Origin of the sequence: Variovorax sp. CCNWLW186 (genome assembly GCF_037203865.1) — a bacterium.
GTDB lineage: Bacteria > Pseudomonadota > Gammaproteobacteria > Burkholderiales > Burkholderiaceae_C > Variovorax.
In genome coordinates, this window is the sequence record NZ_JBBCBO010000001.1 from 289556 (window position 1) to 314515 (window position 24960).

The 24960-nt window shown below is 65.9% G+C and carries 22 protein-coding genes and 1 other RNA gene; 16 read left to right on the plus strand and 7 right to left on the minus strand.

The window, feature by feature from the left end:
* Positions 1-50 precede the first annotated feature (50 nt).
* From V9K97_RS01430 to V9K97_RS01455, 6 genes are all read left to right on the plus strand, one after another.
* Positions 51-2648: a PD-(D/E)XK nuclease family protein gene (locus tag V9K97_RS01430; protein ID WP_337315898.1), complete on the plus strand. Its 2598-nt coding sequence runs from the start codon at positions 51-53 to the stop codon at positions 2646-2648.
* Positions 2645-5905, plus strand: a complete 3261-nt coding sequence (locus tag V9K97_RS01435) for a UvrD-helicase domain-containing protein (RefSeq protein WP_337315899.1) — start codon at positions 2645-2647, stop codon at positions 5903-5905. Before V9K97_RS01430 ends, V9K97_RS01435 begins: the two co-directional genes overlap by 4 nt.
* The gene (locus V9K97_RS01440; RefSeq protein WP_337315900.1) at positions 5902-7146 is read left to right on the plus strand and encodes a TIGR03862 family flavoprotein; all 1245 of its coding nucleotides are present in this window, start codon (positions 5902-5904) and stop codon (positions 7144-7146) included. Before V9K97_RS01435 ends, V9K97_RS01440 begins: the two co-directional genes overlap by 4 nt.
* Before the next feature lie 81 nt (positions 7147-7227).
* Entirely contained in the window at positions 7228-9141 is a 1914-nt protein-coding gene (locus V9K97_RS01445) for a galactose oxidase-like domain-containing protein (protein ID WP_337315901.1), read from the plus strand.
* A 33-nt stretch (positions 9142-9174) separates the two neighbouring features.
* Positions 9175-9615 (plus strand): hypothetical protein, encoded by a 441-nt coding sequence (locus V9K97_RS01450; protein WP_337315902.1) that lies wholly within the window; start codon positions 9175-9177, stop codon positions 9613-9615.
* A 22-nt stretch (positions 9616-9637) separates the two neighbouring features.
* Complete coding sequence (locus V9K97_RS01455) at positions 9638-10237, plus strand: SCO family protein (protein WP_337315903.1); 600 nt, start codon at positions 9638-9640, stop codon at positions 10235-10237.
* A gap of 55 nt (positions 10238-10292) precedes the next feature.
* On the opposite strand, the gene V9K97_RS01460 is transcribed toward V9K97_RS01455, so the two are convergent.
* Entirely contained in the window at positions 10293-10982 is a 690-nt protein-coding gene (locus tag V9K97_RS01460) for a helix-turn-helix domain-containing protein (protein ID WP_337315904.1), read from the minus strand.
* Between the two features lie 109 nt (positions 10983-11091).
* Here V9K97_RS01460 and V9K97_RS01465 point away from each other — a divergent pair, with 109 nt between their 5' ends.
* Complete coding sequence (locus V9K97_RS01465) at positions 11092-11964, plus strand: class I SAM-dependent methyltransferase (RefSeq protein ID WP_337315905.1); 873 nt, start codon at positions 11092-11094, stop codon at positions 11962-11964.
* A gap of 88 nt (positions 11965-12052) precedes the next feature.
* Here V9K97_RS01465 and V9K97_RS01470 read toward each other — a convergent pair whose 3' ends face one another.
* Together V9K97_RS01470 and V9K97_RS01475 are read right to left on the minus strand one after the other, a co-directional pair.
* Complete coding sequence (locus tag V9K97_RS01470; protein ID WP_337315906.1) at positions 12053-12685, minus strand: hypothetical protein; 633 nt, start codon at positions 12683-12685, stop codon at positions 12053-12055.
* Positions 12686-12728: 43 nt separating this feature from the next.
* On the minus strand, positions 12729-13625 hold the full coding sequence (locus V9K97_RS01475; RefSeq protein ID WP_337315907.1) for a MarR family transcriptional regulator: 897 nt from the start codon (positions 13623-13625) through the stop codon (positions 12729-12731).
* 685 nt (positions 13626-14310) lie between these two features.
* Between V9K97_RS01475 and V9K97_RS01480 the strand changes: the two genes are divergently transcribed.
* Positions 14311-14613 (plus strand): hypothetical protein, encoded by a 303-nt coding sequence (locus V9K97_RS01480; RefSeq protein ID WP_337315908.1) that lies wholly within the window; start codon positions 14311-14313, stop codon positions 14611-14613.
* Between the two features lie 63 nt (positions 14614-14676).
* On the opposite strand, the gene V9K97_RS01485 is transcribed toward V9K97_RS01480, so the two are convergent.
* Positions 14677-15135 (minus strand): restriction endonuclease PLD domain-containing protein, encoded by a 459-nt coding sequence (locus V9K97_RS01485; RefSeq protein WP_337315909.1) that lies wholly within the window; start codon positions 15133-15135, stop codon positions 14677-14679.
* A 255-nt stretch (positions 15136-15390) separates the two neighbouring features.
* Positions 15391-15487: signal recognition particle sRNA small type (gene ffs / locus V9K97_RS01490), an RNA gene on the minus strand.
* A gap of 122 nt (positions 15488-15609) precedes the next feature.
* Here ffs and dnaX point away from each other — a divergent pair.
* From dnaX to V9K97_RS01525, 7 genes are all read left to right on the plus strand, one after another.
* Entirely contained in the window at positions 15610-17472 is a 1863-nt protein-coding gene (gene dnaX, locus V9K97_RS01495) for a DNA polymerase III subunit gamma/tau (RefSeq protein WP_337315910.1), read from the plus strand.
* A gap of 98 nt (positions 17473-17570) precedes the next feature.
* Positions 17571-17903: a YbaB/EbfC family nucleoid-associated protein gene (locus V9K97_RS01500; RefSeq protein WP_012747441.1), complete on the plus strand. Its 333-nt coding sequence runs from the start codon at positions 17571-17573 to the stop codon at positions 17901-17903.
* Between the two features lie 7 nt (positions 17904-17910).
* Positions 17911-18501, plus strand: coding sequence for a recombination mediator RecR (recR, locus tag V9K97_RS01505; RefSeq protein ID WP_126746508.1), 591 nt, complete (start codon positions 17911-17913; stop codon positions 18499-18501).
* A 15-nt stretch (positions 18502-18516) separates the two neighbouring features.
* Positions 18517-18909, plus strand: a complete 393-nt coding sequence (locus tag V9K97_RS01510) for an MAPEG family protein (RefSeq protein ID WP_258505942.1) — start codon at positions 18517-18519, stop codon at positions 18907-18909.
* Between the two features lie 147 nt (positions 18910-19056).
* Positions 19057-20091 (plus strand): ABC transporter substrate-binding protein, encoded by a 1035-nt coding sequence (locus V9K97_RS01515; RefSeq protein ID WP_258505943.1) that lies wholly within the window; start codon positions 19057-19059, stop codon positions 20089-20091.
* 54 nt (positions 20092-20145) lie between these two features.
* Positions 20146-20961 carry an ABC transporter ATP-binding protein gene (locus V9K97_RS01520; RefSeq protein ID WP_337315911.1) on the plus strand — a complete coding sequence of 272 codons (816 nt, stop codon included), beginning with the start codon at positions 20146-20148 and terminating at the stop codon, positions 20959-20961.
* On the plus strand, positions 20958-21791 hold the full coding sequence (locus tag V9K97_RS01525) for an ABC transporter permease (protein ID WP_126746504.1): 834 nt from the start codon (positions 20958-20960) through the stop codon (positions 21789-21791). Before V9K97_RS01520 ends, V9K97_RS01525 begins: the two co-directional genes overlap by 4 nt.
* A 5-nt stretch (positions 21792-21796) precedes the next feature.
* Here the strand turns inward: V9K97_RS01525 and V9K97_RS01530 are convergent, their stop codons facing one another.
* The gene (locus tag V9K97_RS01530; protein ID WP_337315912.1) at positions 21797-23410 is read right to left on the minus strand and encodes a transglycosylase SLT domain-containing protein; all 1614 of its coding nucleotides are present in this window, start codon (positions 23408-23410) and stop codon (positions 21797-21799) included.
* Positions 23407-24186, minus strand: a complete 780-nt coding sequence (gene gloB / locus V9K97_RS01535; RefSeq protein WP_337315913.1) for a hydroxyacylglutathione hydrolase — start codon at positions 24184-24186, stop codon at positions 23407-23409. Before gloB ends, V9K97_RS01530 begins: the two co-directional genes overlap by 4 nt.
* Between gloB and V9K97_RS01540 the strand changes: the two genes are divergently transcribed.
* On the plus strand, positions 24185-24958 hold the full coding sequence (locus V9K97_RS01540; protein ID WP_337315914.1) for a class I SAM-dependent methyltransferase: 774 nt from the start codon (positions 24185-24187) through the stop codon (positions 24956-24958). The genes gloB and V9K97_RS01540 overlap by 2 nt on opposite strands.
* Positions 24959-24960: the final 2 nt, after the last annotated feature.

Sequence of the window (24960 nt, forward strand, 5' to 3'; positions counted from 1 at the left end):
AAAGCCCTTTGCGCGTCGCGCCCCCACGCCCTCCAACCCCTCGATAGAACATGAACGAAGGCCACCCCGTCCAGGCCCTGTGGTGCGACCCCGCCGACGGCGTGGTTGCCCGCATTGCCGCCGCCATCGCGCAGCGCCAGCTGCACGCGGCGCGCACCGTGGTGCTGGTGCCCTATGCACAACTCATGGGAGTCGCCCGCGGCATGTGGGCGCGCTGCGGCAGCCCGGGCTTCGTGCCCCGGTTCGAGACCACCCGCAACTGGGCGCGCAGCTCGGGCGGCTTTTTGCCCACGGGCTACGACATCGCATTCGACATGGCGCGCGACCTGGTCACGGCCCAGGCGCTGCTGTCGCAGGCCGGCTTTGCCGCCGAACGCTTTGCGCTGGCCGGGCGGGTGGTCGAACTGGCCTACCAGCTGGCTCCGCTGGCGGCCGCCGCGTTACCGCAAGAGCGCGGCGGCGAATGGGCGCAGAAGGCGGCCCACGTGGCCGAAGCGGGCAGCGAGTCGGAGTGGTTCCGCATCGAAAGCGCGCTGATCCGCGTTGCGGTGGCCTGGGCCGCCAACTCGGGCTATGCCACCGATGTGTTGCTGCGCGAGAACGTGCGCACGCAGGTCGATGCGCTCATCGTGCTCGAGGGCTTCCAGACCGATCCGCTCACGCAGACGCTGTGCAACCTGTGGGGCGATCGCGCGATTCATCTCTCGCTGGTGCCCACGGCGCCGCCCGCCGCGGCCGCCAGCGCGCACATTGCCGACGACCCCGAAGACGAGGCGGAACTGGCCGCCGCCTGTGTGCTGCGGCACCTGGCCGAGGGCCGCGCGCCGGTCGCGCTCATCACCACCGACCGTGCGCTCACGCGGCGCATCGGCGCGCAGCTCCAGGCGCACGGCATCACGGCGCACGACGAAACCGGCTGGAAGCTTTCCACCACGCGCGCCGCCGCCACCGTGATGAGCGCGCTGCGCGCCTGTGCGCACGACGCGGGCAGCGACCAGGTGCTCGAGTGGCTCAAGAGCAGCGTCGACGGCGATGCGCTCGCCGTGCAGGCGCTCGAGGCGCGGCTGCGGCGCGAGGGCGTGCGCGAGTGGGCTGCCTGGTGCGGGCAGGCCGCGCGCAGCGAAAAGCCGCAAGACATCGCATTGCTGCCCTTCACCGAAGCCGTCGAAGGCCGCCGCATGGCCATGGCCCGTTCCAGGCCGCTTGCACACTGGCTCCGGGCCTTGCGCGAGCTGCTCGAAGCCGGCGGGCAGTGGGAGCCGCTCGCCGCCGACATGGCCGGTGGCAAGGTGATCGGCGCCCTGTGGCTCGACGCCGGCGCGCACGGCGACGACGACGAATTTCCAGGCGGACGCCACACGCTGGCCGAGTTCACCGCGTGGGTGCGCGACGTGCTCGAAGATGCCAGCTTTGTGCCGCCAGCCGGTGGCGACGTGCCGCAGGTGGTGGTGTTGCCGCTGCACCAGCTGCTGGGACGCGCATTCGGCGCGGTGGTCATTCCAGGCTGCGACGACCGGCGCCTGCCTGCCTCGCCCGAGCCGCCCGGCAACTGGAGCGCCGCACAGCGCGCAGAGCTCGGCCTGCCCGCGCGCGAGACGCTCGAGGCCGCGCAGCGTTCGGCCTGGGCCGCCGCCTTGTGCAACCCGTGCTGCGAACTGCTGTGGCGCCAATCCGATGCCAGCGGCGAACCTGTCCGGCCGAGCCCGCTGGTGCAGTCGCTGCAACTCGACCATGCCTTGCAAATGGCGCCGGATCCGCGCACGCCGCGCGAGGTTCCGTTGCAGCCGACCTTGTATCCGACGCCCTCCGGAGCGCTGCTGCCGCTGCGGAACATTTCGACCAGCGTCTACGAAGACCTGCGCCGCTGCCCTTACCGATTCTTCGCGCTGCGGCAACTCGGGCTTCGCAGTGCCGACGAGCTCGACGCCGAGGTCGACAAGCGCGACTTCGGCAACTGGCTGCATGCCGTGCTCGGCCACTTTCATGAGGCGCTGAAGGAAACCCCCACCGATGGCATGGCGGAACGCGTGGCGTACATCACGGCCGCAGCCGAGCGCGCCACGCACGAGTTCGCGCTGTCCGATGCCGAGTTCCTGCCGTTCGCCGCCGCATGGCCGGCGGTGCGCGACGGCTACCTGCAGTGGCTTGCCGGCCATGAGGCAAGCGGCGCAGTCTTCGCCGAATCAGAACCGTGGATGGAGCAACCACTGGGCAACTTGCAACTGGTCGGCCGCCTGGACCGCATCGACCGCATGCCCGATGGGCAGGCCTTCGTGATCGACTACAAGACCGAATCGGCTGCGGTCACCAAGGAGCGCGTGAAGGACCCGACCGAGGACACGCAGCTGGCCTTCTATGCCGCGCTGGTGGCCGACGACACATTGCGCGCGGCCTACGTGAATGTCGGCGAGAAGTCATCGGGCACGCAGACCGTCGAGCAGCCTGTGGTGGTCGAGGCGCGCGATGCGCTCGTCGCGGGCATCCTCGATGATTTCACGCGCATTGCCGAGGGGGCGGCGCTCCCGCCGTTGGGCGAGGGCGCAATCTGCGACTACTGCGCCGCACGCGGACTCTGCAGAAAGGACTTCTGGGAAATCGAACAACCTCCGCCTTCGACTGACGCTGTGCCCGGAGGGCCTGCCCAATGAACGGCGCCGCCTACGAACACAACGGCCGGCACGTCACGCGCGAGGCCTTCTACACCGTCGCCTGCGATCCGCGGCGCTCCGTTGCGGTCGAAGCCTGTGCCGGCGCGGGCAAAACCTGGATGCTGGTGTCCCGCATCTTGCGCGCCCTGCTCGAAGAGGGCGAATCCGCCTGCGAGCCGCACGAGATCCTGGCCATTACCTTCACCAAGAAGGCCGCTGGCGAGATGCGTGAGCGGCTCGACCAATGGCTGGAGCAGTTCGCCGAGCGCAGCCCCGAAGAACTGGTGCGCGAGCTCGTCATGCGCGGTGTCGATCCCGCGGCCGCACTTGCCGCCGTCCCGCGCCTGAAAGGCCTCTACAGGCGCTTGCTCGAAGGCGGCCGGCCGGTGCAGTTTCGTACCTTCCATGCCTGGTTTGCAGGGCTGTTGCGCAACGCGCCACTGGCGGTATTGCGTGAACTCGGCCTGCCTGCGAACTACGAACTGCTCGAAGACGATGCCGAGGCGCGCGCGCGCACCTGGCGGCCCTTCTTCGAGGCCGTGACGGCCGACAAGGAGGCGCTAGCCGACTACTACGCCGTCGTGGCCACCTACGGCCGCTCGCAGACCGCCAAGGCCCTGGGCGAAGCGCTCACGCGCCGCGTCGAGTTTGCGCTGTCCGACCCGGCGTCGGCGGTGCAGCACTTCAGCGCCATGCATCCTTCGCTCCGAGGCCTGGACGAGCCGACCGATGCCTTGAGTGGAGACCTTGTCAGGCGCCGCTGGCTCGATCGCGCCGCCGCGCTCGGCCGGGAGGCCAACAAGACGCCGCAGAAGGCCGCCGAGGCGATCATCGACGTGTTCGGCACCGGCGAGCCGCCGAGCGAATCGCGTGCCGCCGCCTTGGCGCACCTGCGCAAGAATTTCTTCGTCGCGACGGAAGACCGGCTCACCAAGAACCTGCAGAAATTTCCCGCCGCGCAAGAAGCCGAAGCCGAGCTCCAGACCCTGTGCATGGCGCAGGCCCAGCACGCGGCGTGGCTCTACCAGCAGCGCATGACGCGCCTCACGCGCATCCTCGTCTCCGCGTTTGCCGATGTGAAGCGCGCGCACGGATGGGTCGACATGAACGACGTCGAGCAGGCCGCGCAACTGCTGCTGGGCCAGTCGGCGCTGTCGGGCTGGGTGCAGGAGCGGCTCGATGCCCGCATCGCCCATCTGTTGATCGACGAGTTCCAGGACACCAACCCGTTGCAGTGGCAGGCGCTCTACGGCTGGCTCAGTGCCTACACCGGCGCGGGCGGCAAGGCGCCGCGCGTCTTCATCGTGGGCGACCCGAAGCAGAGCATCTACCGCTTTCGCCGGGCCGAGCCGCAGGTGTTCATTGCCGCGAAGAAGTTCGTGCGCGAAGGCTTGGGCGGCGAACTGCTCAACTGCGATCACACCCACCGCAACGCGCGTGCGGTGGTCGGCCTTGTCAACCAGGCGATGCTCGCCGCGCAGGAAGCGGGCGAGTTCGACGGCTACCGCGCGCACACCACCGAGCGCAACGACGAGGGCGAACTGCTCAAGCTCCCGCCCATCGACCGCGATGCGGTCAGCACGGCCGCAGCCGCACCTGCCGACGACGGCATGCTGCATTGGCGCGACAGCCTCGTGACGCCCCGCGTGCTGCCCGAAGAGCAATTGCTGCAAAAGGAATGCGAGCAGGCCGCGCGCTGGGTGGCGCAGCGCATTGCCGACGGCACGCCGCCGCGGCAGATCATGGTGCTGGCGCGCCGCCGCAACCGCCTGTCCGCCATGCAGGACGCGCTGCGCCAGCGCCACATTCCCGTGCAGCAGCCCGAAAAGAATGAGCTGCACGATGCGCCTGAAGTGCAGGACGTGGTCGCGCTGATTGATGCGCTGGTCTCGCCCGCGCACGACCTCTCCCTGGCACGTGCGCTCAAGTCACCGCTGTTCGGCATCGGCGACGACGCGCTGGTGCAGTTGGCGCTGCGCCAGCGCGAGCACCCCTCTGTGAGCTGGTTCGCGCTGATTCAAAAAGGCGAAGGCCTGCCGCCGGAACTGGTAGAGGCGGGCGCCAAGCTCAAGCAGTGGCGGCGCTGGCTTGCTGCGTTGCCACCGCACGATGCGCTCGATGCGATCTTTCACGATGGCGATGTGATCGCCAGGTTCGGTGCCGCCATGCCCTCGGCCATGCGCCAGAGTGCCTTGGCCAATCTGCGGGGGCTGCTGGCGGCATCGCTGGAGATCGAAGGCGCGCGCTACGCCACGCCTTATGCGCTGGTGCGCGCATTGCGGGCCGGGGGCGTCAGGGCGCCGTCCGTTGCCGTGCCCGATGCGGTGCAACTGCTTACCGTGCACGGTGCCAAGGGCCTCGAGGCCGACACCGTGCTGATGCTCGACTGCGACGCGCCGCCGCCGCGCGCCCAGACCATGGGCGTGCTGGTCGAATGGAAGGGCAGCGACAGTGCGCCCACGCGTTTCGTGTTCCTGGCGAGCGAGAAAACACCGCCGGGCTGCGCCACCACGTTGCTCGAAGAAGAACAGCGCGCGCGCCACCGCGAAGAGCTCAATGGTCTTTACGTCGCAACCACCCGGGCGCGCGAGCGCCTCGTGCTGTCGTCGGTGCAGCCGGCCCGCGCCAACGAGGGCAGCTGGTGGTCGCGGCTCGAGTCGATGTGCGAACCGGCCGAAGCCGATGAGCCGCTGATCGTGTTGCCGGTGGCTTCCGGTGCGGGCAGCTTCCCGATGAAGCAGATGCCCACGCTCGCGCCGACCGTCAAGGAACCCGTGGTTATCAAGAAAGCCGCCGACGCCACGGTCGATGCGCGCGCTGCCGCGTTCGGCCAGGCGATGCACCGTCTGCTCGAATGGGCCGAGCCGGGCGAGCCGCTGCCGGCCGCGCATGTGCGCGCCGCGGCGCGCGAGTTCTTGCTCGACGCGCAGCAGGCACGCGGCGCCGCGGTGCTCGCCGAGCGCATTCGCGGCGGCGCCGGCGCATGGGCTTGGAATGAGCGCATGATCGACTGGCACGGCAACGAAGTCACCCTGGTGCACGAGGGCGAAACGCTGCGCATCGACCGGCTGGTGCGCGAGCGCATCACCGGCGCCTGGTGGATCCTCGACTACAAATCTGCCGCCCGCCCTGAGCGCGACGCGGCACTCATCGCACAGATGCAGCGCTACCGCGCCGCCGTGCAACATGCCTATCCCGGTGCCACGGTGCGCGCCGCGTTCCTGACCGGGCAGGGCGAACTGGTAAATCTCGAATGACTCTTTCCCATACCGTCGCCGTGATCGGCGGCGGACCTGCCGGCCTCATGGCGGCCGAAGTCTTGAGCGCGTCCGGCGTGCAGGTGCACGTGTACGACGCCATGCCCTCGGTGGGCCGCAAGTTCCTGCTGGCCGGCCGTGGCGGGCTGAACCTTACGCACTCCGAGCCCTTCGACATCTTCATGAGCCGCTTCGGCGACCGGCGCGCGCAGCTCGAACCCATGCTCACCCAGTTCGGCCCTGAGCAGGTGCGCGAATGGGCTGCAGGCCTGGGCATCGAGACCTTCGTCGGCACCTCGGGCCGCGTCTTCCCGACCGACATGAAAGCCGCGCCGTTGCTGCGTGCGTGGCTGCAGCGGCTGCGCGCAGCGGGCGTGCAGTTTCATATGCGCCATCGCTGGCTTGTGGGCGGAGATGAGCCGATCGCTGCGGCTTCGCTGCGGTTTGCCACCCCGGCAGGCGAGGCCGCCGTGAACGCCGATGCGGTAGTGCTCGCGCTCGGTGGTGCCAGTTGGGCGCGGCTGGGCTCCGATGGCGCTTGGGCGCCGTGGCTCCAGGCACGCGGGGTCGACGTTGCGCCGCTGCTTCCCGCCAATTGCGGCTTCGATGGGGCAGGGTGGAGCGAACATTTCTCCAGCCGCTTCGCGGGCCAGCCCTTCAAGTCGGTCGCCATTTCGTTCACCGACAGCCAGGGCAGCCGCTTTGCGCGCAAGGGTGAGTTCGTTGCGACCGCGAAGGGCATCGAAGGCAGTTTGATCTATGCGGCTTCGGCATTGCTGCGCGACGAGATTGCCGCGCACGGCAGTGCGACTTTGCTGCTCGATCTGTTGCCCGACCGCAGCGCCGAGCAAGTGCTGGCCGCCGTCACGCATCCGCGCGGCGCCCGCTCGCTCAGCAGCCATCTGAAAAGCCGACTCGGCCTGGAAGGCATCAAGGCCGGCGTGCTGCACGAGGTATTGAGCCGCGACGCGATGCAAGACCCTGCGCAGCTGGCAGCAACCATCAAGGCCGTGCCGCTGCGGCTGGTTGCAGCACGCCCCATCGATGAAGCCATCAGCACCGCGGGTGGTGTTCGCTTCGATGCGCTGGACGAAGGGCTCATGGCAACTGCATTGCCCGGCGTGTTCGTTGCGGGAGAAATGCTCGATTGGGAGGCGCCGACCGGCGGTTACCTACTCACGGCCTCCATGGCCAGTGGTGCGGCCGCGGCCCGCGGAGCCATCAAGCAACTGGGCCTTTGAAGGCATAGCTGAATACTTTTGTATTGTTTATTGCGCGCACAAGGAATAAGCTGCGACCAGACAAAAACAAAAGGAGCAGCGATGACCAGCGTTCCATCGCCGCGCGCCGCGCGCGGGCTTGCCTATGCATCCCTGGTGTTCCTGGTTTGGTCCGGTGGTGACGCCGGAGGCGGCGCCCGCGCGCAGGGCGCAAATTCGACGCTGGCGGGCACGTCCGCATCGGCAAACAGGCCGGCGCCACCAGACGGACAGCCGGCGTCCCTCACCAGTCCGTCCCCCGGCACAAAGTTCGCCAGCCGCAGCGCGACCTTCGTCTGGAGCAACACGGGTGCCAACCAGTACGGCTTGACGATCCTGTCGGCCGCTTCGGCGACACCGGTGGTGGACACATCGACAAGCGCGACAACGCTGACGGTGACAAACCTTCCCATAGACGGCGCGGGGCTCGTGGTCCGGCTGCGCTCCCGATTCAAGGGGAAGTGGCTGCCGGCCAACGAGTACCTGTTCACGGCAGCCGGATACACCGCGGCGCAATCGACCGCCGCGGTGAAGCCCTGGTCCGATCCGATCGCGCTGCCACTCGTGCCCGCATCGGCCGCCAACCTCCCCGACGGCAAGCTGCTGCTGTGGGCAGCCCGCTCGCCCACCAGCTTCAGCACGAGCAGCAACGAGGCGTACACCTACACCTCGGTGTTCGACCCCGTCACGCGAAGCGCCAGCCCGCTGGTGGTCACGGCCACCGGCCACCAGATGTTCTGCCCCGGCCTGAGCATGCTGGCCGATGGCAGCGTGCTGGTCAGCGGCGGCAGCGATGCGACGAAGACCTCGATCTACGACCCGACGCTGGGCGGCTGGGTGACCGGTGCGCAGCTCGGCATTGCACGTGCCTACCAGTCGAGCACGACGATGTCCGACGGCTCCGTGTTCACAGTCGGCGGATCGTGGAACGGCGGGCAGGGCGGCAAGTACGGCGAGGTGTGGTCGGCCGCCACCAAGACCTGGCGCACGCTGTCCGGCGTACCGGCCCACATGCCCGATGCGAGCAATGCTTCGAACCCGCCGCTGGCCGGCCCGGACGCGGCCGGGGTCTACCGGGGCGACAACCACATGTGGCTGTTCGGCGCCGCCGACGGCTGGGTATTCCACGCCGGGCCTGCTGCCGCAATGCATTGGATCGACACGCGCGGCAGCGGCGCCATCCTGCAGGCCGGACTACGCAGCGACGACCCCTATGCCATGACCGCCAGCGCCGTGATGTACGACATTGGCAAGATCCTCAAGCTCGGTGGCGCGCCCAACCACGACAGCGGCAACGCCTTCAAGACCGCCTACATCATCGACATCAGCGCGGGCCCGGCGGCGGCGCCCACGGTGCGCAAGCTTTCGCCGATGGCCTATGGCCGAACCTTTGTCAACAGCGTGGTGCTGCCTAACGGCGAGGTGTTCGTGATAGGCGGACAGACGCAGCCCGTTCCGTTTTCCGACTCCTACAGTGTGCTGGCGGCCGAGCTGTGGATCCCGGCGCTGGAGAGCTTCATCACGGTGCCGCCGATGCAGAAGCCGCGCAACTATCACAGCGTGGCCCTGCTGCTGCCGGACGGACGCGTGCTGACGGGCGGCGGCGGGCTGTGCGACTGTGCGGGCGACCATCCGGATGCGGAGATCTACACGCCACCGTACCTGCTGGCGGCCGACGGTTCGCCGGCGCCCCGCCCGGCCATCACGGCCGCGCCGGCCAGCGCCACATGGGGGAGCCAGATCGCCGTGGCGACCGACCGCGCGGCGGCGCATTTTTCGCTGGTGCGCATGGCATCGGCCACTCACTCGGTCAACACCGATCAGCGCCGCATCCCGCTGTCATTCACGGGCACGGCAGGCAACTACCAGTTGGGCATTCCGACCGATCACGGGACGGTGCTGCCGGGCAACTACATGCTGTTCGCACTCGACAGCAGCGGCGTGCCGAGCGTGGCGCGCACCATCAACATCCGGTAGCGGCCGGCGCGCTTCGCGAAGCCGAGGCTTTCGATGATGCTGCTGGCGCTGGCGCTCGGAACCGCACTGGCCGTTGGCCCGTCGGAAAAGACTGAAGCCGCGGTGCCTTCGTCGGTGGCGCGTGGCGCGCGCCTGTTCGATGGCACCGAGCCACTCGCCGGCACGCTGTCCGGCCACAGCGTGCCGCTGCCGGGCGCAGCGACGCGCTGCATCCAGTGCCACGCGGGACCCGGCAAGTCCACTGCCGCTGTCCACGGTTTTGCGCCGCCGCTCGACCGGCGCCAATTGCGCGAAGTCCTCCCGCGCCGCGGCGGACCGCCCGTCGCGTACGAGCGCGCATCCTTCTGCCGCACGCTGCGCACCGGCATCGACCCAGCCCATGTCGCGCTGCCCCGAGCCATGCCGCGCTTCGATGCCGACGAAGGCCAGTGCGCGGCGTTGTGGGACTACCTGACGCAAGCCCTTGCTCAATGACTCAATGAACTCAATGAACCCAATGAACACGCGGAGCCCCTTCATACCCTCACGAGGTGCATCTCGCGGGCGCCGGCGCCTGCTTGCCGCCGGTGCACTGGCGTGGCTGGGTGTGCCTTCGGCCCGAGCAAACACCAGCATCGGCCCGGTGCTGCCGGCGGTGTCGGCTCCGGCCCTGCCGCTGCGGCGCCACGACGGCGCCAAACCGATGCTCGCGGCGCAGTTGCGAGGCGCCCCAACCGCCGTTCAATTGATGTTTACCGGATGCAGCACGGTCTGCCCGATCCAGGGTGCCCTGTTCTCGACGCTGCAGGCGGCATTGCTGCCCGAGCGCTACGCAGCGGTGCGCCTGCTGTCGCTGAGCATCGACCCGCTGTCAGACGACCCTGTTGCACTGAGCGCCTGGTTGCGGCGCTTCGGCGCAAGGCCAACGTGGAGCGCGGCGGCGCCAGCCCCCGAGGCACTTGAGTCGATGCTCTCGCTGTTCACGGGAGGCGCGGCGGCGGGCGACCGCCATACCGGCCAGGTTTTTCTGTTCGATCGTCAGGCCCGGCTGGTCTGGCGAACCAGCGAGTTGCCGCCGACCGAAGAGGTCATGGCCGGACTACGGCAGATTGCTTAGTTGGATGCAGCGCCTGGGTCTCTGACGGTTTCGCGCGGCTGCGGCGGGGAACGCCTCAGAGCCGCGCTGCAGTCCGGGTGTCGGCAAAAACGCTGCGGCTCAGCCAGCGCCACAGGTCGCGCGTATCGGATTCGCTGCCGATGACGCGAAGGCGCCGCTCGCGCAACGCAGCCTCGGCGTTGAGGTCGCCGGTCCAGATCTCGGTCAGCGTCCGCACGGTCGATTCGACAATCAGCGTCGGTTCGTCGCCGGGGTTGTCTCGGCAGAGGTCGGCGCTGCCGTGATCGACGACCAGCCACCACCGCCGCTCGCCGTCGGGTGCGTCGGTGAAGCGAAAGTGGATCACGATGCAGCGAGCGCGCGGGCACTCGTCGATTCGCACGAAGCGGCGGACGTCCCACATCAGGAAGCCGGCGTCCAGCTGGTCGCGCTTGAGCCGGCTGCCGATCCAGCGCGCACCCCAATGGCCCAGCGCCATCACGATGGGGCGCAGCTCCTCGCCCGCAGCGGTCAGGTGATATTCGGCCGTGCTGCCGTCGCCCTGAACCCGCTTGATGACACCTACTTCCTCCAGCTTGCGCAGGCGCTGTGTCAACAGCGAGCCCGACATGCGCGGCACGCCGCGCCGGATGTCGTTGAAGCGCGTGCTGCCGCACAGCAGCTCACGCACGACCAGGGGCGTCCAGCGCTCGCACAGCACCTCGGCGCCGCGCGCCACGGTACAAAACTGGCCGTAATCGATCATGGTGCCAATTTAGTCCTTGAGGCGAGCCGAGGCCAGTACAAATTCTGGACTGGCGAACCTCGGGCCGCGCTGCCATTCTTGAGACTCCCTCACTCGATGGAGACCCATCATGACCACCGTCACAGCCCCGCCGGCATTCAACGCTGCCGCCTTCAAGACCACCACCCGGGCTCAGTGGCAAGCTGCCGCTGAGGCCTGGCATCGCTGGGGACCGTTTCTCGGCCGCTGGCTCGGCGATGCAACGGAAACGATGTTCGACCTGGCCCGCATCGGGCCCGGCAGCCGGGTGCTCGACGTCGCGGCCGGTGCGGGTGAGCAGTCGATCGGTGCTGCGCGGCGCGCAGGCGCCAGCGGCCATGTGCTTGCAACCGACATCGCGCCGGCCTTGCTCGAGCGCGCGACGGCGGATGCCAAGGCCGCGGGACTGTCGAATCTCGAGACTCTTGAACTCGACGGCGAGGCGCTCGACACGCTGCCCGCCGGCAGCTTCGACGCGGCAATCAGCCGCGTGGGTCTGATCTACTTCCCCGACCAGCAGCGTGCGCTCGACGGCATGCGGCGTGCCTTGCGTCCGGGCGGGCGGGTGTCGGCGGTCGTCTACTCGACCCCCGAGCGCAACGGGTTCTTCTCGATTCCTGTGAAGATCATCCGCGAACGCGCGCAGCTTCCCGCGCCGCTGCCGGGTCAGCCCGGACCCTTTTCGCTCGGTGCCGAGGGCGCGCTCGAGGCTGCGTTTGCCAAAGCGGGTTTGCACGACATCGAGGTGCGCCGGGTGCCGTCGCCGGTGCGGCTGGCCAGTGCGGCCGAATGCGTGCGCTTCGAACGCGAGTCCTTCGGAGCGCTGCACCAGATGATGGTCGGGCTCGACGAGGCCGAGCGTGCGAGCACCTGGGATGCCATCGAAGAGGCGCTGCGCCAGTTCGAGGGTAGCGAAGGCTTCGTCGGGCCGTGCGAGATGCTCGTTGGCGCGGGAAGCACGTGAGGGTGGGAGAGGGGCTCAGAGCCCCTCTTTCGACGCGCAAGTTCTTGTCTTGAGAACTCGCGGTTTTTTGATGTTAGGTTGACGAGCCTTATCGCTGCCCGTTGAACTTGTCTATCAATTCAACAGCCCGACGCGCTCGCTTGGCGTACAGCGCGAAGTATTCATCAACGCTCTTGACAGCAATATCGTAGTTCACCGATGGGAGGTCCTTGAAGGTCAGCTCGTTGAAGTATCTCGATTGGTCGACAGCGTCTTCAAGGAAGCCCATCGCTGTTTTCAGCTCCAGCAGAGTGCGCTGCGCTTCCGTGCCAAAGCTCCAAAGGGCCGAGACCCTCGCATCGAGGAGCGGGGTGGCGTAGTTCTGCAATCTAATTGATTGATTCCCCTCTCCCGCCAAATGGGAGGCGACCGCGGCAAACTGCTCGTCGGATAGATTGAGGCGCATCTCCATTGCGGAGCGAATCTTGTCGTCTTCGCGGTTGGACAGGTGCTCCAAAGCCCAACGGATTTTCTCCTTCGTTTGCGTTCCGAGATGGTCCTCTACCCCATATGCTGCCATGACCAACCGCTCTCGAAGCTGACGCAGTTCGACACGGATCGCAGCGCGGCCCATCTTGTTGTCGCGCCGTCGCTTGATACCGTCAACGATAACGGGCGACAGAAGGCCCAAGAGCCACCCTAGAAGCAAGAGCACGTACTTTTCGATCGAATCTTCAGTCATGAGTTAGCTGTCGGGAAGTGCAGGTCCTAAACGCGGAATTCTCTTAGGCTCCTTGTTTCGAAAAATCCCATAGATTGTTGTCCACGAATGCGCCTAGCACAGCACGGCCTTTGGCAGAAATGAAATGCTCATCGTCACGGTTTAAGGCTAGAAGTTCAAGATCGGTCAAACGATCAATAGCGCGGGCAACCTCAAATTTGTCTATTTTCAGGTTGTTGATGATTGTCGAAACATCGGCAGCACGCCCTTCACGCAGCCAGGACAGTATTCGTAGTTGGGCTGTAGTGTAGGTTTCTCCGACAAGCTCATTGCCCAGCACGCTGCGAAGATCCAATGGCAATCTAAATCGGCTTGGTCCTGCTTGCTGAACAGGCTCTGAAAATACAAGGTCAGTTCCCCCCGACCTACCAGGAGGCACGAGCGAGGACCGCAACTGCGCAATTTCTGCGCGCAATTCTTCATTTGTCTTCGCAAGCACTGCGGATGCCGCACGCTCGCCGTCAACCTCTCCGTTGATCCTTGCGCGGTCCGTCTTCCAAGCTTGTTCAGCCTCGGCAAAGCGGGTGCGCAGCGCCAGCGATTCTTCTACCGATAGCAAGGCCTCGCCCGCAGCAGCTTTCATCAAGTTATTTGCTTTAGTTTGTTGTTTGCGGTAATCCTCAGCAAGCCATCGAGTGGCTCTCGGGTAAGCCCACAGATATACAGCGGCGGTTATTAGTGGAATCGTGAAGCCACGGAGCACCCAGTAGCCCCAATGCGGGTATAGGCTGATGTCGATGTAGGCGAATTTTTCTTGATACGTCCCTTTGCCCGCAATGACGATCAGAAGCCTCAAATTCCAGATCACCCATGCGATGCAGAAGGCACCTGTGAAGGGATTGGCAAGGCGCTCCGCTAGTTGGCCCTTAATTGCCTCGTAAAACTCTTTAACCGTCTCCATGGTCTCCTCCATTGCGCTGCACAAGGCAGGAATTTGTTCTTGCCACAAATTGTCAGAGGCCATTCAAGAAAATCGCGGGCCGAAGTACTCCCTGACACCTTTTCGCTGCCCCTGGTGGTCCTCTGCCTTGCTTCCCAGGGAAGTCCTGCGGCACCTCGATGATTGCCGCACTGCCTCGACCACACACCTGACCAGCATGACGTGATAGCTGTCCTCTTGGTCGCATGGTTAGACGCCGATTCATCAAGGCTCGGGTGCAGTAAGTACCTTCTGTTTGGGTACTTGTACTACCACCTAGATTAAAAGCATCGGTACAAGACAGGCGAGAATGCGTCAGTGCACCTGTTTACTCCCAGGCAGGCCATCTTCAGAACGCAGTCAACTTCCCGTACCTTGCGGCCATTTTGGCCGACCATGATCAAGAGCACTCCAAGTTCGCATGGTCCCTATGCGTCTCGATCGTAGCTCTGGCTTTGTCCGTTGGAGCAATCGTTGCTCAGCTTGTGTCGGCTAAGTAGGGTCTATGCCTCCGTAGCGCCGCGCAAAAGTTATGTGTGGGACACGTTCTGGAAAACAATGTGAACTGTGCGTGACTTTCTTCACGGAGACGAGGGCATACCCTTTGCCGATCTCTCGTCAGCACCCTCAGAGTGCCCTAGCGCCGCTCCTGGCGCGAGGAGAACACATGAAGACGTCGAAGATGATCGTTGTGGTTGTGGCTTGCGTCGTTTCTTGCGGGGCCTTCGCGCAGCGGCAGAGCAATCCTTATGGCAATCCATACGGGAGTTCGAACTCGAACCCTTACGGAAGTGCGCCCGCGAGCGGCTACACGAATCCCAACAGCCATGCCGTGGACGGCTACGTGCGGAGCAATGGGACCTACGTTGCGCCCAGTCATGCGACCAATCCGAACAGCACCCGTTCCGACAATTACGGTACGAAGGGGAACGTGAATCCCTACACCGGTAAGTCAGGCACACGCTACTAAATAGGGTGCTTGTCTTGCCTCTCCGCGCCGGTCGTCGTGGTTGCCATCTGCACGGTTTCCTTGCTATCTCTTAAGGACGACTTGCAAATTGGTGAGGTACGCACTGATTTGCTCCTGACGAGCATCACCTATGGTGCCCGTTAAGCGGATCGAAAGCTCTTCGTTCGAGACCAAGCCGCCGCGAGTGATGTTTCCGGAGCCGATTAGGGCGGTGTACTGACCACCTTTTTCGAAGTAATAGATTTTCGAGTGCAGGTAGCGGTGGTCTTCGTTTGCGATGAAATGCCGGACTTCTGGCCTCATCCTCAGCGCTTCGACGGCCCCTGCCTCGGTGTGCTTCCTATTCGAGAAGACCGTGATACTGGCTTTGTTCCGTATTGCCAAGTCAATCGAACCCATGAGACGTTTCAGTCCGGCCAGATTTATCCAGCCCGAACAAAGCACGGAAGTCTCCGAATCCTGTATCAGTTCCTGAAGTAGCTTCCGGTGATTGTGTTTGCCGTTGTTATGGACCAGTTGCATTTGGTTCTCTAGCTGATCGGCGCCGGACACACAGGGGGATACGGCCTCACGACGGCCAACTTGAGCGAAGGGTACCGGATAGCCTCCACAGCCTACTGGCGACGGGACAAACCAGTATCGGTCTCGGTGGTGATGTCATTTGATGGTGCTCCAGATGGTGAGGTTCACACGTCTGGAGTACATCGGAGCGCGCTGTAGGCCGCGCCAGCCTTGGAGCTTCGCGTTTTCAGAGCAGAAAACGGAATTCTAGAAGAGGTTGACGAGCCTTACCCCTGGCACTGACTACGCAGTTAGGGCTGCTTGGTTCCCCACCTGACCCGGTTGGCCACTTCACCATGCAGGGAGGCCCGTCAACTTCGATTGTAACCCGGCCGCCTGGCGGGGCTGGTTCCTCGGAGTCCCACGGAAAAGACAGGTCTTTTTGATTGCGGGAAGGCGCCGAAGACGGGCGCGGCGCCTTTTAGAATGCCCGCAATGTCTTATCTCGTGCTCGCTCGCAAGTTCCGTCCGAAAACCTTCGGTGAGATGGTCGGTCAGGGGCACGTGGTTCAGGCGCTCGAGAACGCGTTGACCACGCAGCGCCTGCATCACGCCTATCTTTTTACCGGCACGCGGGGCGTGGGCAAGACCACGGTTTCGCGCATTCTGGCCAAGTCGCTCAACTGCCAGGGCCCGGACGGGCAGGGCGGCATCACGGCCACGCCTTGCGGGGTGTGCCAGGCCTGCAAGGACATCGATTCGGGCCGCTTCGTCGACTACACCGAGCTGGACGCGGCCTCGAACCGCGGGGTGGACGAGGTGCAGTCGCTGCTCGAGCAGGCGGTTTACAAGCCGGTGCAGGGGCGCTTCAAGGTCTTCATGATCGACGAAGTGCACATGCTCACCAACACCGCGTTCAACGCGATGCTGAAGACGCTCGAAGAGCCGCCGGAATACCTCAAGTTCGTTCTGGCGACCACCGATCCGCAAAAGGTGCCGGTCACGGTGCTGTCGCGCTGCCTGCAGTTCAATCTGCGGCCGATGGCGCCCGAAACGGTGCTCGAACATTTGACGGGCGTGCTGCAGACCGAACAGGTGCCGGCCGAACCGCAGGCGCTGCGGCTCCTGGCGCGCGCCGCGCGCGGCTCGATGCGCGATGCGCTGTCGCTCACCGACCAGGCCATTGCCTTCGGCAACGGCGAACTGCTCGAAACCGGCGTGCGCCAGATGCTCGGCAGCGTGGACCGCGGCCACGTGTTCAAGCTCATCGAAGCGCTGGCGCAGGGCGACGGCAAGACGGTGGTCGACACCTCCGAGGCGCTGCGCCGCGACGGCATGTCCGCCGCTTCCACGCTGGAAGAAATGACCGCCGTGCTGCAGGCAATGGCCGTGCTGCAGGCGGTGCCTTCGCGCGTGGAATCGGCCGATTCGGCCACCGACCCGGACGCGGCCGATACGGCGCGCCTTGCGGCGCTGATGCCGGCCGACGAAACGCAATTGCTCTACAGCCTGTGCCTGCACGGGCGCGGCGAGCTGGGCCTGGCGCCCGACGAGTACGCGGCGCTCACGATGGTGCTGTTGCGGCTGCTGGCCTTCAAGCCTTCCGGCGCGACAACATCCTCAGTGGCTTCTTCGGCCGCCACGGAAAAAAAAACTCTGAATGAAGCCCCGCGGGCGGTTTTGACCCCTGCGGCCACACCGCCGGCTCGGGTTGCACCGGTTGCCGAAACGCCGGTTCCGGTCGCCGCACCGGTGCCGCAGCAAGCCAGTGCGGCGCCGGCGGGCCAGCGCCTTGCGGTGGTCAGCGAACCGATGCGGCAGGGCGGGCCTCCCAGGCCGTCTACCTCGGCAGAGGCTCCGACCGGCGATAGCCCCAGGGTGCTCGCGGTGCCAATTCGCGTGCAGCCGCCGCCGGGCCAACGGGACGTGCCGCGCTTCGACGAGCAGCGCGCCCCCGCGCCGCCCATTCCGCCCAGCGAAGACGGCGATTTCTGGCACGCCACGGTCACGCAGATGATTGCGGCCGAGAGCATCAACGCGCTGGCGCGCGAGCTTGCGCTGCAGTCGCAGCTGGTGGCGCGCGATGTCGACCAGTGGATACTGCGCGTGGAGCGGGAGCTGCTCAACCAGCCTTCCGCCCGCGAGAAGCTCACCGACGCCTTGGCCGCGCTGGGCCACGGCGTGAAGCTCGCCATTGAAATCGGCGGCGTGGTCGACAGCCCCGCACGGCGCAACAAGCAGGCCGCCGACGAACGCCAGCGCGTGGCCGAAGAGGCCATTCGCAGCGACCCCGAGGTGCAGATGCTGATGCGTGATTTCGATGCGAAGATCGTGCCTGGAACGCTCAAGCCGGCCTGACAGAACGCTACTGAAAACTCGTGCCGGCTCTTGCGGCATTCCGGTTCGACCGCCATCTCTCTTATCCTTCCCCCATTTCCAATCAATCAGGACCAACGATGTTCAACAAAGGACAACTGGCCGGCCTCATGAAGCAGGCGCAGGCAATGCAGGACAACCTCAAGAAGGCCCAGGAAGAGCTGGCCACCATCGAGGTCGAAGGCGAATCGGGTGCCGGCCTGGTCAAGGTCGTGATGACCTGCAAGCACGACGTGAAGCGCATCACCATCGACCCGAGCCTCCTGGCCGACGACAAGGACATGCTCGAAGATCTGGTGGCTGCCGCCTTCAATGCCGCCGTGCGCAAGGCCGAGGAAACCAGCGAGCAGAAGATGGGCAAGCTCACGGCCGGCATGCCGGGCCTGCCGCCCGGCATGAAGCTGCCGTTCTGAGCCGTTGATGGCGGACGCCAGTTCGCTCGACGCATTGGTCGATGCGTTGCGCCGCCTGCCCGGTGTCGGCGTGAAGTCGGCCTCGCGCATGGCTTTTCACTTGCTGCAGCACGACCGCGAGGGTGCGCAGCTGCTCGCGCGCGCCTTGCAGCAGGCGGCCGGCAACGTGCGGCATTGCGAGCGCTGCAACACCTTCACCGAAGCGCCGGTCTGCAACGTATGCCTGGACCCGCGCCGCGACGCGAGCAAGCTCTGCGTGGTCGAAACGCCCGCCGACCAGGCGGCGCTCGAGCGCACGGGTGCGTTCCGCGGCTATTACTTCGTGCTGATGGGCAAGCTCAGTCCGCTCGACGGCATCGGGCCCAAGGACATCGGCCTGCAGAAGCTTTTTGATCGCGCGCTCGACGGCACGGTCAGCGAGGTCATCCTTGCCACCAACTTCACGGCAGAAGGCGAAGCCACCGCGCACGTGATCGGCGAGGCACTCAAGCAGCGCGGCCTCAACGTGACGCGGCTTGCGCGCGGCGTGCCGGCGGGCAGCGAACTCGAATACGTCGACCTCGGCACCATCGCGCATGCGCTGGTAGACCGCAGGTAGGCACAGACAACCGACATGACTCTTTCATTGCTCACCATTGCCTACTGGTGCGTGTTCATTGCCTGCGGCCTGCCGTACCTGGCGGCATGGATCGCGAAGGTCGGCAGCTTCGGGCCGCGCGACAACGTTCAGCCGCGCGATTGGGCCGCAAGGCAGAGCGGCTGGCGCGCACGCGCCAACAGTGCGCAGGCCAACAGCTTCGAAGGGCTGCCGTTCTTCATCGGCGCGGTGATCATTGCTCATCAGCTCGGCGCGGCGCAGGCAAGGCTCGACATGCTTGCAGCCGCGTACGTCGTCTTGCGCGTGATCTACATCGCGGTGTACATCAAGGGCATCGGCAGCGTGCGCAGCGCGGTGTGGGCACTCGGATTCCTGGTCAACATCGCGATTCTTTTCATCGCGCGATAGGCGCACGCACGCCATTCGCAAGAGGCCTCGTAGAGGTCTTCATGTTTACGTGAAAACCCGCACGGGATGACCCCGATGCAGGCAACGCGGGCGCACCCCTAAGCTCGATTCAGTTCACCAGAATCAAAGAGCCCGCAGGACCGCTCCATGCTCCATCGCAGAACCCTCATCACCGCCTCCGCAGTCGCTGCCGCAGCAGTTGCGCTGCCGCGGGTCTTTGCGCAAGCCAAGCTCGAGAAGACGAAGATTTCCATCGCAGTCGGCGGCAAGGCGGCCTTCTACTATCTGCCTCTCACCATCTCCGAGCAGCTCGGCTACTTCAAGGCCGAAGGCCTCGAGGTCGAGATTTCAGACTTTGCCGGCGGCGCACGCGCTCTGCAGGCCGTGGTGGGTGGTTCGGCCGACGTGTGCTCCGGCGCTTACGAACACACCATCAACCTGCAGGCCAAGAACCAGTTCTTCCAGGCCTTTGTGCTGCAGGGCCGCGCGCCGCAAATCGCGGTGGGCGTGTCGACCAAGAACATGGCGGGCTATGCCGGCATTGCCGACCTGAAGGGCAAGAAGATCGGCGTCTCCGCGCCGGGCTCGTCGACCAACATGGTGGCCAACCTCGTGCTCTCGCGCGGCGGCCTGAAGGCCAGCGACGTGAGCTACATCGGCGTGGGTGTCGCGGCCGGCGCACTCACGGCGCTGCGCTCGGGCCAGATCGACGCCATCAGCAACACCGACCCGGTGATGACCATGCTCGAGCAGAAGGGCGACGTGAAGATCATCAGCGACACGCGCACGCTCAAGGGCACACAGCAGGTGTTCGGCGGGCCGATGCCCGCGGCCTGCCTCTACGCGCCGATGGACTTCATCCAGAAGAACCCCAACACCTGCCAGGCGCTGGCCAACGCCATCGTGCACGGCCTCAAGTGGCTGCAGACGGCGGGGCCAGGCGACATCATCAAGACGGTGCCCGAAACCTATCTGCTCGGCGACCGCGCGCTGTACCTTGCGTCTTTCGACAAGGTGCGCGAATCGATTGCCACCGATGGCCTCGTGCCGGCCGAGGGGCCGAAGACGGCGCTCACGGCTATTTCGAGCTTCGACGCGGCAGTGAAGGCCGACAAGATCGATCTTGCCAAGACCTACACCAACGATTTTGCCCGGCGCGCGAAGGACAGGTTCAAAGCCTGACCTCCGGACGTCCTCGCGACCCGGCTTCGGCCGGGTTTTTTCTTGCAGCCAGACATGTCCGACTACGCACTCGAACTTCTCTCCATCAGTTGCACCTTTCACTCGAAGGACGATCCGGGCCAGCGCTACACCGCGGTGGCAGACACCACGCTGCGCGTCAGGGCGGGGGAGTTCGTGTCGGTGGTGGGGCCGACGGGCTGCGGCAAGTCGACGTTGCTGAATTTGGGCGCGGGCCTGCTCGAGCCGTCGTCGGGCACGGTGAAGGTGTTTGGCCAGACGCTTGCCGGCGTGAACGCGCGGGCCGGCTACATGTTCCAGACCGAGGCGCTGATGCCGTGGCGCAGCGCCGTCGCCAACGTGATGGTGGGGCTGCAGTACCGGGGCGTTTCGGATGCCGATGCGCGCGAGCAGGCCGAGGCCTGGCTTTCGCGCGTGGGGCTTTCGGGTTTCGGCGACCGCTATCCGCACCAGCTGTCGGGCGGCATGCGCAAGCGCGTGGCATTGGCGCAGACGCTGGTGCTCGACCCCGACATCATCCTCATGGACGAGCCCTTCAGCGCGCTCGACATACAGACCCGGCAGCTGATGGAAAACGAAGTGCTTGAACTGTGGAGTGCCAAGAAAAAGGCGGTGCTCTTCATCACGCACGATCTCGACGAGGCCATTGCGATGAGCGACCGCGTGGTGGTGCTGTCGGCCGGCCCAGCCACGCACCCGATCGGCGAATTCGCGATCGACCTCGCCCGTCCGCGCGACGTGGCCGAGGTGCGCACGCAGCCGCGCTTTGTCGAACTGCACACGCAGATCTGGGAAGTGCTGCGCGACGAAGTTCTCAAGGGCTACGCGCAGCAACTGAGGAAGGCCGCATGATGCCGCGCCTGAACGAACGCAACGCGCGCTTCTGGCAACTGGTGCTGCTCGTGGTGTTGCTCGTGGCCTGGCACGTGGCCTCGCGCAACCAGCAGATCGCGTTCTTCCTGGGCGAGCCCATTCAGGTGGCCGGCCGCATCTGGAGCTGGTTTCTGCCGTTCGAAGTGCCGCCGAACCTGCTGTTCCCAGAGGGGCTGAAAGGCAATGCGGATATCTACCGCCACCTGGGCACCACGCTGCTCGAGACGGTGCTGGCCTTCGGCATCGGCACGGTGCTGGGCCTGGCGTGCGGACTCTGGCTGGCGCTGGCGCCCACGGCGAGCCTGATTCTCGATCCCTACATCAAGGCCGCCAATTCGATGCCGCGCGTGATCCTGGCGCCGATCTTCGCGCTGTGGTTCGGCCTGGGCATCTGGAGCAAGGTGGCGCTGGCCGTCACGCTGGTGTTCTTCATCGTGTTCTTCAACGTTTACCAGGGCGTGCGCGAGGTCAGCCCCGTGGTGCTGGCCAACGCGAAGATGCTGGGCGCGAATCAGCGGCAGCTGCTGCGCACCGTCTATCTGCCCAGCGCCACCAGCTGGGTGTTCTCGAGCCTGCACACCTCGGTGGGCCTGGCCTTCGTGGGAGCGGTGGTGGGCGAGTACCTGGGCTCGGCGCGCGGCGTGGGCTACCTGATACTGCAGGCCGAAGGCACCTTCGACGTCAACACCGTGTTTGCCGGCATTGTGGTGCTCACCGCTTTTGCGCTGCTGCTCGACGGGCTGGTGGGGCTCATCGAGAAGCGCCTGATGAAGTGGCAGCCGCGCAGCGGCGAGACTGAAAAGCTCTAGCCGGGTTAGCGCTTCTTCTTTGCCGGCGTGCCGCCGCGCTTTTCGCGCACGACCTGCTGCTTGCCGCTCGACTTCGCCACGTTGCTGCCGCGCGCGGCAGTCGCCTTTACCGCGCTGCCGCCGCGCTTGGCGCTTGCGGTGGCGCGGCCGCGAGCCGGGCCTGCCCCAGATCCGACGCGAGCCGCGGGAGCGGCGCGAACCGGCAGGTACACGACCACGCTGTAGCCGCGCTTGAATGCGTGGTTGGGCTTGACGTCGTTCCACTCGGCCACGTTGGAGGGCGCGAGCTTGTAGCGGCGCGCAATGCTGGCCACGCTGTCGTTGCGCCCGGCCTTGATGGTGGTGCGGCGGTTGACAATTTCGGGCTGGAAGCTCAGGTGTCCGCTGTCCGCGACCACGGCCGTCACGTCTTCTTTCACGCGGGCGCCGCGCGGCACGATGAGCGTGGAGCCCGCCTTGATGAGCATGCGCGGCGGAATGCTGTTGAGCGCGCGCAGATCGGCCTCGCTCATGCCCGAGCGCTGGGCGGCATCGGCCACCGTCATGGTGTTGGGAACCACCCATGCCGTCCAGCTGGCGTACTGGCCTTGCGAATAGGCGTCGAAATTGCGCTGGAACACGGCTGCGTTGTCCCAGGGCAGCAGGATCTGCTGCGTTCCGGCAGCAAGCAGCACCGGCTTGTGCGCGGCGGGGTTCAGTGCGCGAAAGTCTTCGAGCCGAACGTCGGCCAGCTTGGCCGCCAGCTCGACGTCGAGGTCGCGCGTGAGCGTCACGGTCTGGAAGTACGGGTGGTTGGCGATCAGCGGCAGCTCGGTGTTGAACGCCTGCGGGTTCGCAACGATGTTCTTCACGGCCTGCAGCTTGGGCACGTAGAGCCGCGTTTCGGCCGGCATGGAAAGATCGCTGTAGGTGGTGGGCAGGCCCAGGCGCTGGTTCTTGGCAATGGCGCGGCTCACGCTGCCTTCACCCCAGTTGTACGCGGCCAGCGCAAGCTGCCAGTCGCCGAACATGCGGTAGAGCTTTTGCAGGTAGTCCAGCGCGGCGCGGGTCGATGCCACCACGTCGCGGCGGTCGTCGCGGAAGATGTTCTGCTTCAGGTCGAAGTCGGTGCCGGTGGCCGGCATGAACTGCCACATGCCCGCGGCGCGCGCACTGGAAATGGCCTGCGGGTTGAATGCGCTTTCGATGTAAGGCAGCAGCGCGAGTTCGGTGGGCATGTTGCGCCGCTCGAGTTCCTCGACGATGTGGAACATGTACTTGTTCGAGCGCTCGGTCATGCGCTGGATGTAGTCGGGCCGGCTGGCATACCACTGCTCGCGGTCGCGCACGAGGTCGCTCTCGAGGTTGGGCATCTTGAAGCCACGGCGGATGCGGTCCCACATGTCTGCGGGCGGTGCGAGCGTGACGACGCTTTGCGAATGCGCTTCGCTGCTGGTGATGGGAGTGAGAGGGCCGCCCGGGTAGACGGGCGCCGCGCTGCCGGCCACCTTGGAGGCGGTGCCGCCGGTGGTGGCGGTGGATGGGGCGGAAGTGCCGGACGAAGAGGGGGCCGTGGTGGTGCCCGCGCAGCCCGCGAGCAACAGTGAGCCTGCAAGGCAGGCAGCAGCGATAAATTTCATCGGAAGTCGTTTTTCCATTGGCGCAGTGCGGCAAACACATCGGCTTCGCCCGCATTCGCGGAAAGCTCGGCGTGCTCGCGCACCGCTCTAAGGACAGTGGCTTCGCGGCTGCGAAGAAAGGGGTTGATTCGGCGTTCGGTGGCCAATTGCGAAGGCAGCGTGGGCTGCCCCTGCGCGCGTAGGCTTTCGCAATGCGCGGTGTACTGAGTCAGATCGGCATTGCCGGGTTCCACCACTTGGGCAAAACGCAGGTTAGCAAGTGTGTATTCGTGCGCACAACACACGCGGGAGTCGCCGGGCAGCGCTGCAAGCGCATCGAGCGAAGCCAGCATTTGCGCCGGCGTGCCTTCGAACAGGCGGCCGCAGCCGCCGGAGAACAGCGTGTCGCCGCAAAACAGCAGCGGCGCCTGGCCCTGGTGTGCGGGCAAGAAGTAGGCAATGTGGCCGGCCGTGTGGCCCGGCACATCGATGACCTGGAAGCGCAGCCCGAGCACTTCGGCGCTGTCGCCATGCGAAAGCGGCGTGAAGGGTTCGGGGATGCGCTCGCGCGCGGGGCCGAAGACCGGCGCGCCGGTTGCCGCATGGAGCGCGGCCACGCCGCCCGTGTGATCGGGGTGGTGGTGCGTGACTAGAATCGCGGCGAGCTGCAGCTTGTCGCGCGTCAACGCGTCGAATACCGGTTGAGCGTCGCCCGGGTCCACCACGATCGCGTTGGACCCGTCCTGCAGCATCCAGATGTAGTTGTCAGCGAAGGCGGGCAGCGGAACAAGGGTCATGAGCGGTCAAATTATAGGTTTGCAGGATTGGTTCGCGACCCCCCCCGGCCGCTACCTCCTGGCGTGGGAGCAGGCCCAGTTCGACGAAGCCGTGGCGGATGTCTTCGGCTATCACGCGCTGCAGCTGGGCGCCGCCGAGATCGACGGACTGCGCGCCAACCGCATGCCGCACCGCTGGCTCGCCTTGAGCGACCCCTTGCAGCAACCCGGCAGGGCCGCGCTGTTCACCGACTTTGCGGCGCTGCCGTTCGCGGCCAATAGTCTCGACCTGGTGGTGCTGCCGCACGCACTGGAGCTGAGCCCCGACCCCCACGCCACCTTGCGCGAGGTGGAGCGGGTGCTGGTGCCCGAAGGCCGCGTGGTGATTTGCGGACTGAACCCGGCCAGCCTGTGGGGCATGCGGCAGCGCCGCGCGCACCTGTATCGCAAGCTCGGCTTCGGCGAACTCTTCTTGCCCGAGGGCGGTGAGTTCATCGGCTACTGGCGCATTCGCGACTGGCTGCGGCTCTTGAGCTTCGAGGTGGAGTCGGGGCGGTTTGGCGTGTACCGCCCCGCGGTGCGCAGCGAGGCATGGCTCGAGCGCTGCCGCTGGATGGACACCGCCGGCGAGCGCTGGTGGCCCATTTTTGGCGCCGTGTATTTCCTGGTGGCCGTCAAGCGGGTGCGCGGCATGCGACTGCTTGGGGCCGAATGGCGCCGCGCCGCCGCGGCCCGCGCCACAGCGCCGGTGCCCCTGGCCGGCAAGGTGCACAAGGCCGACCACGCCGAATGATT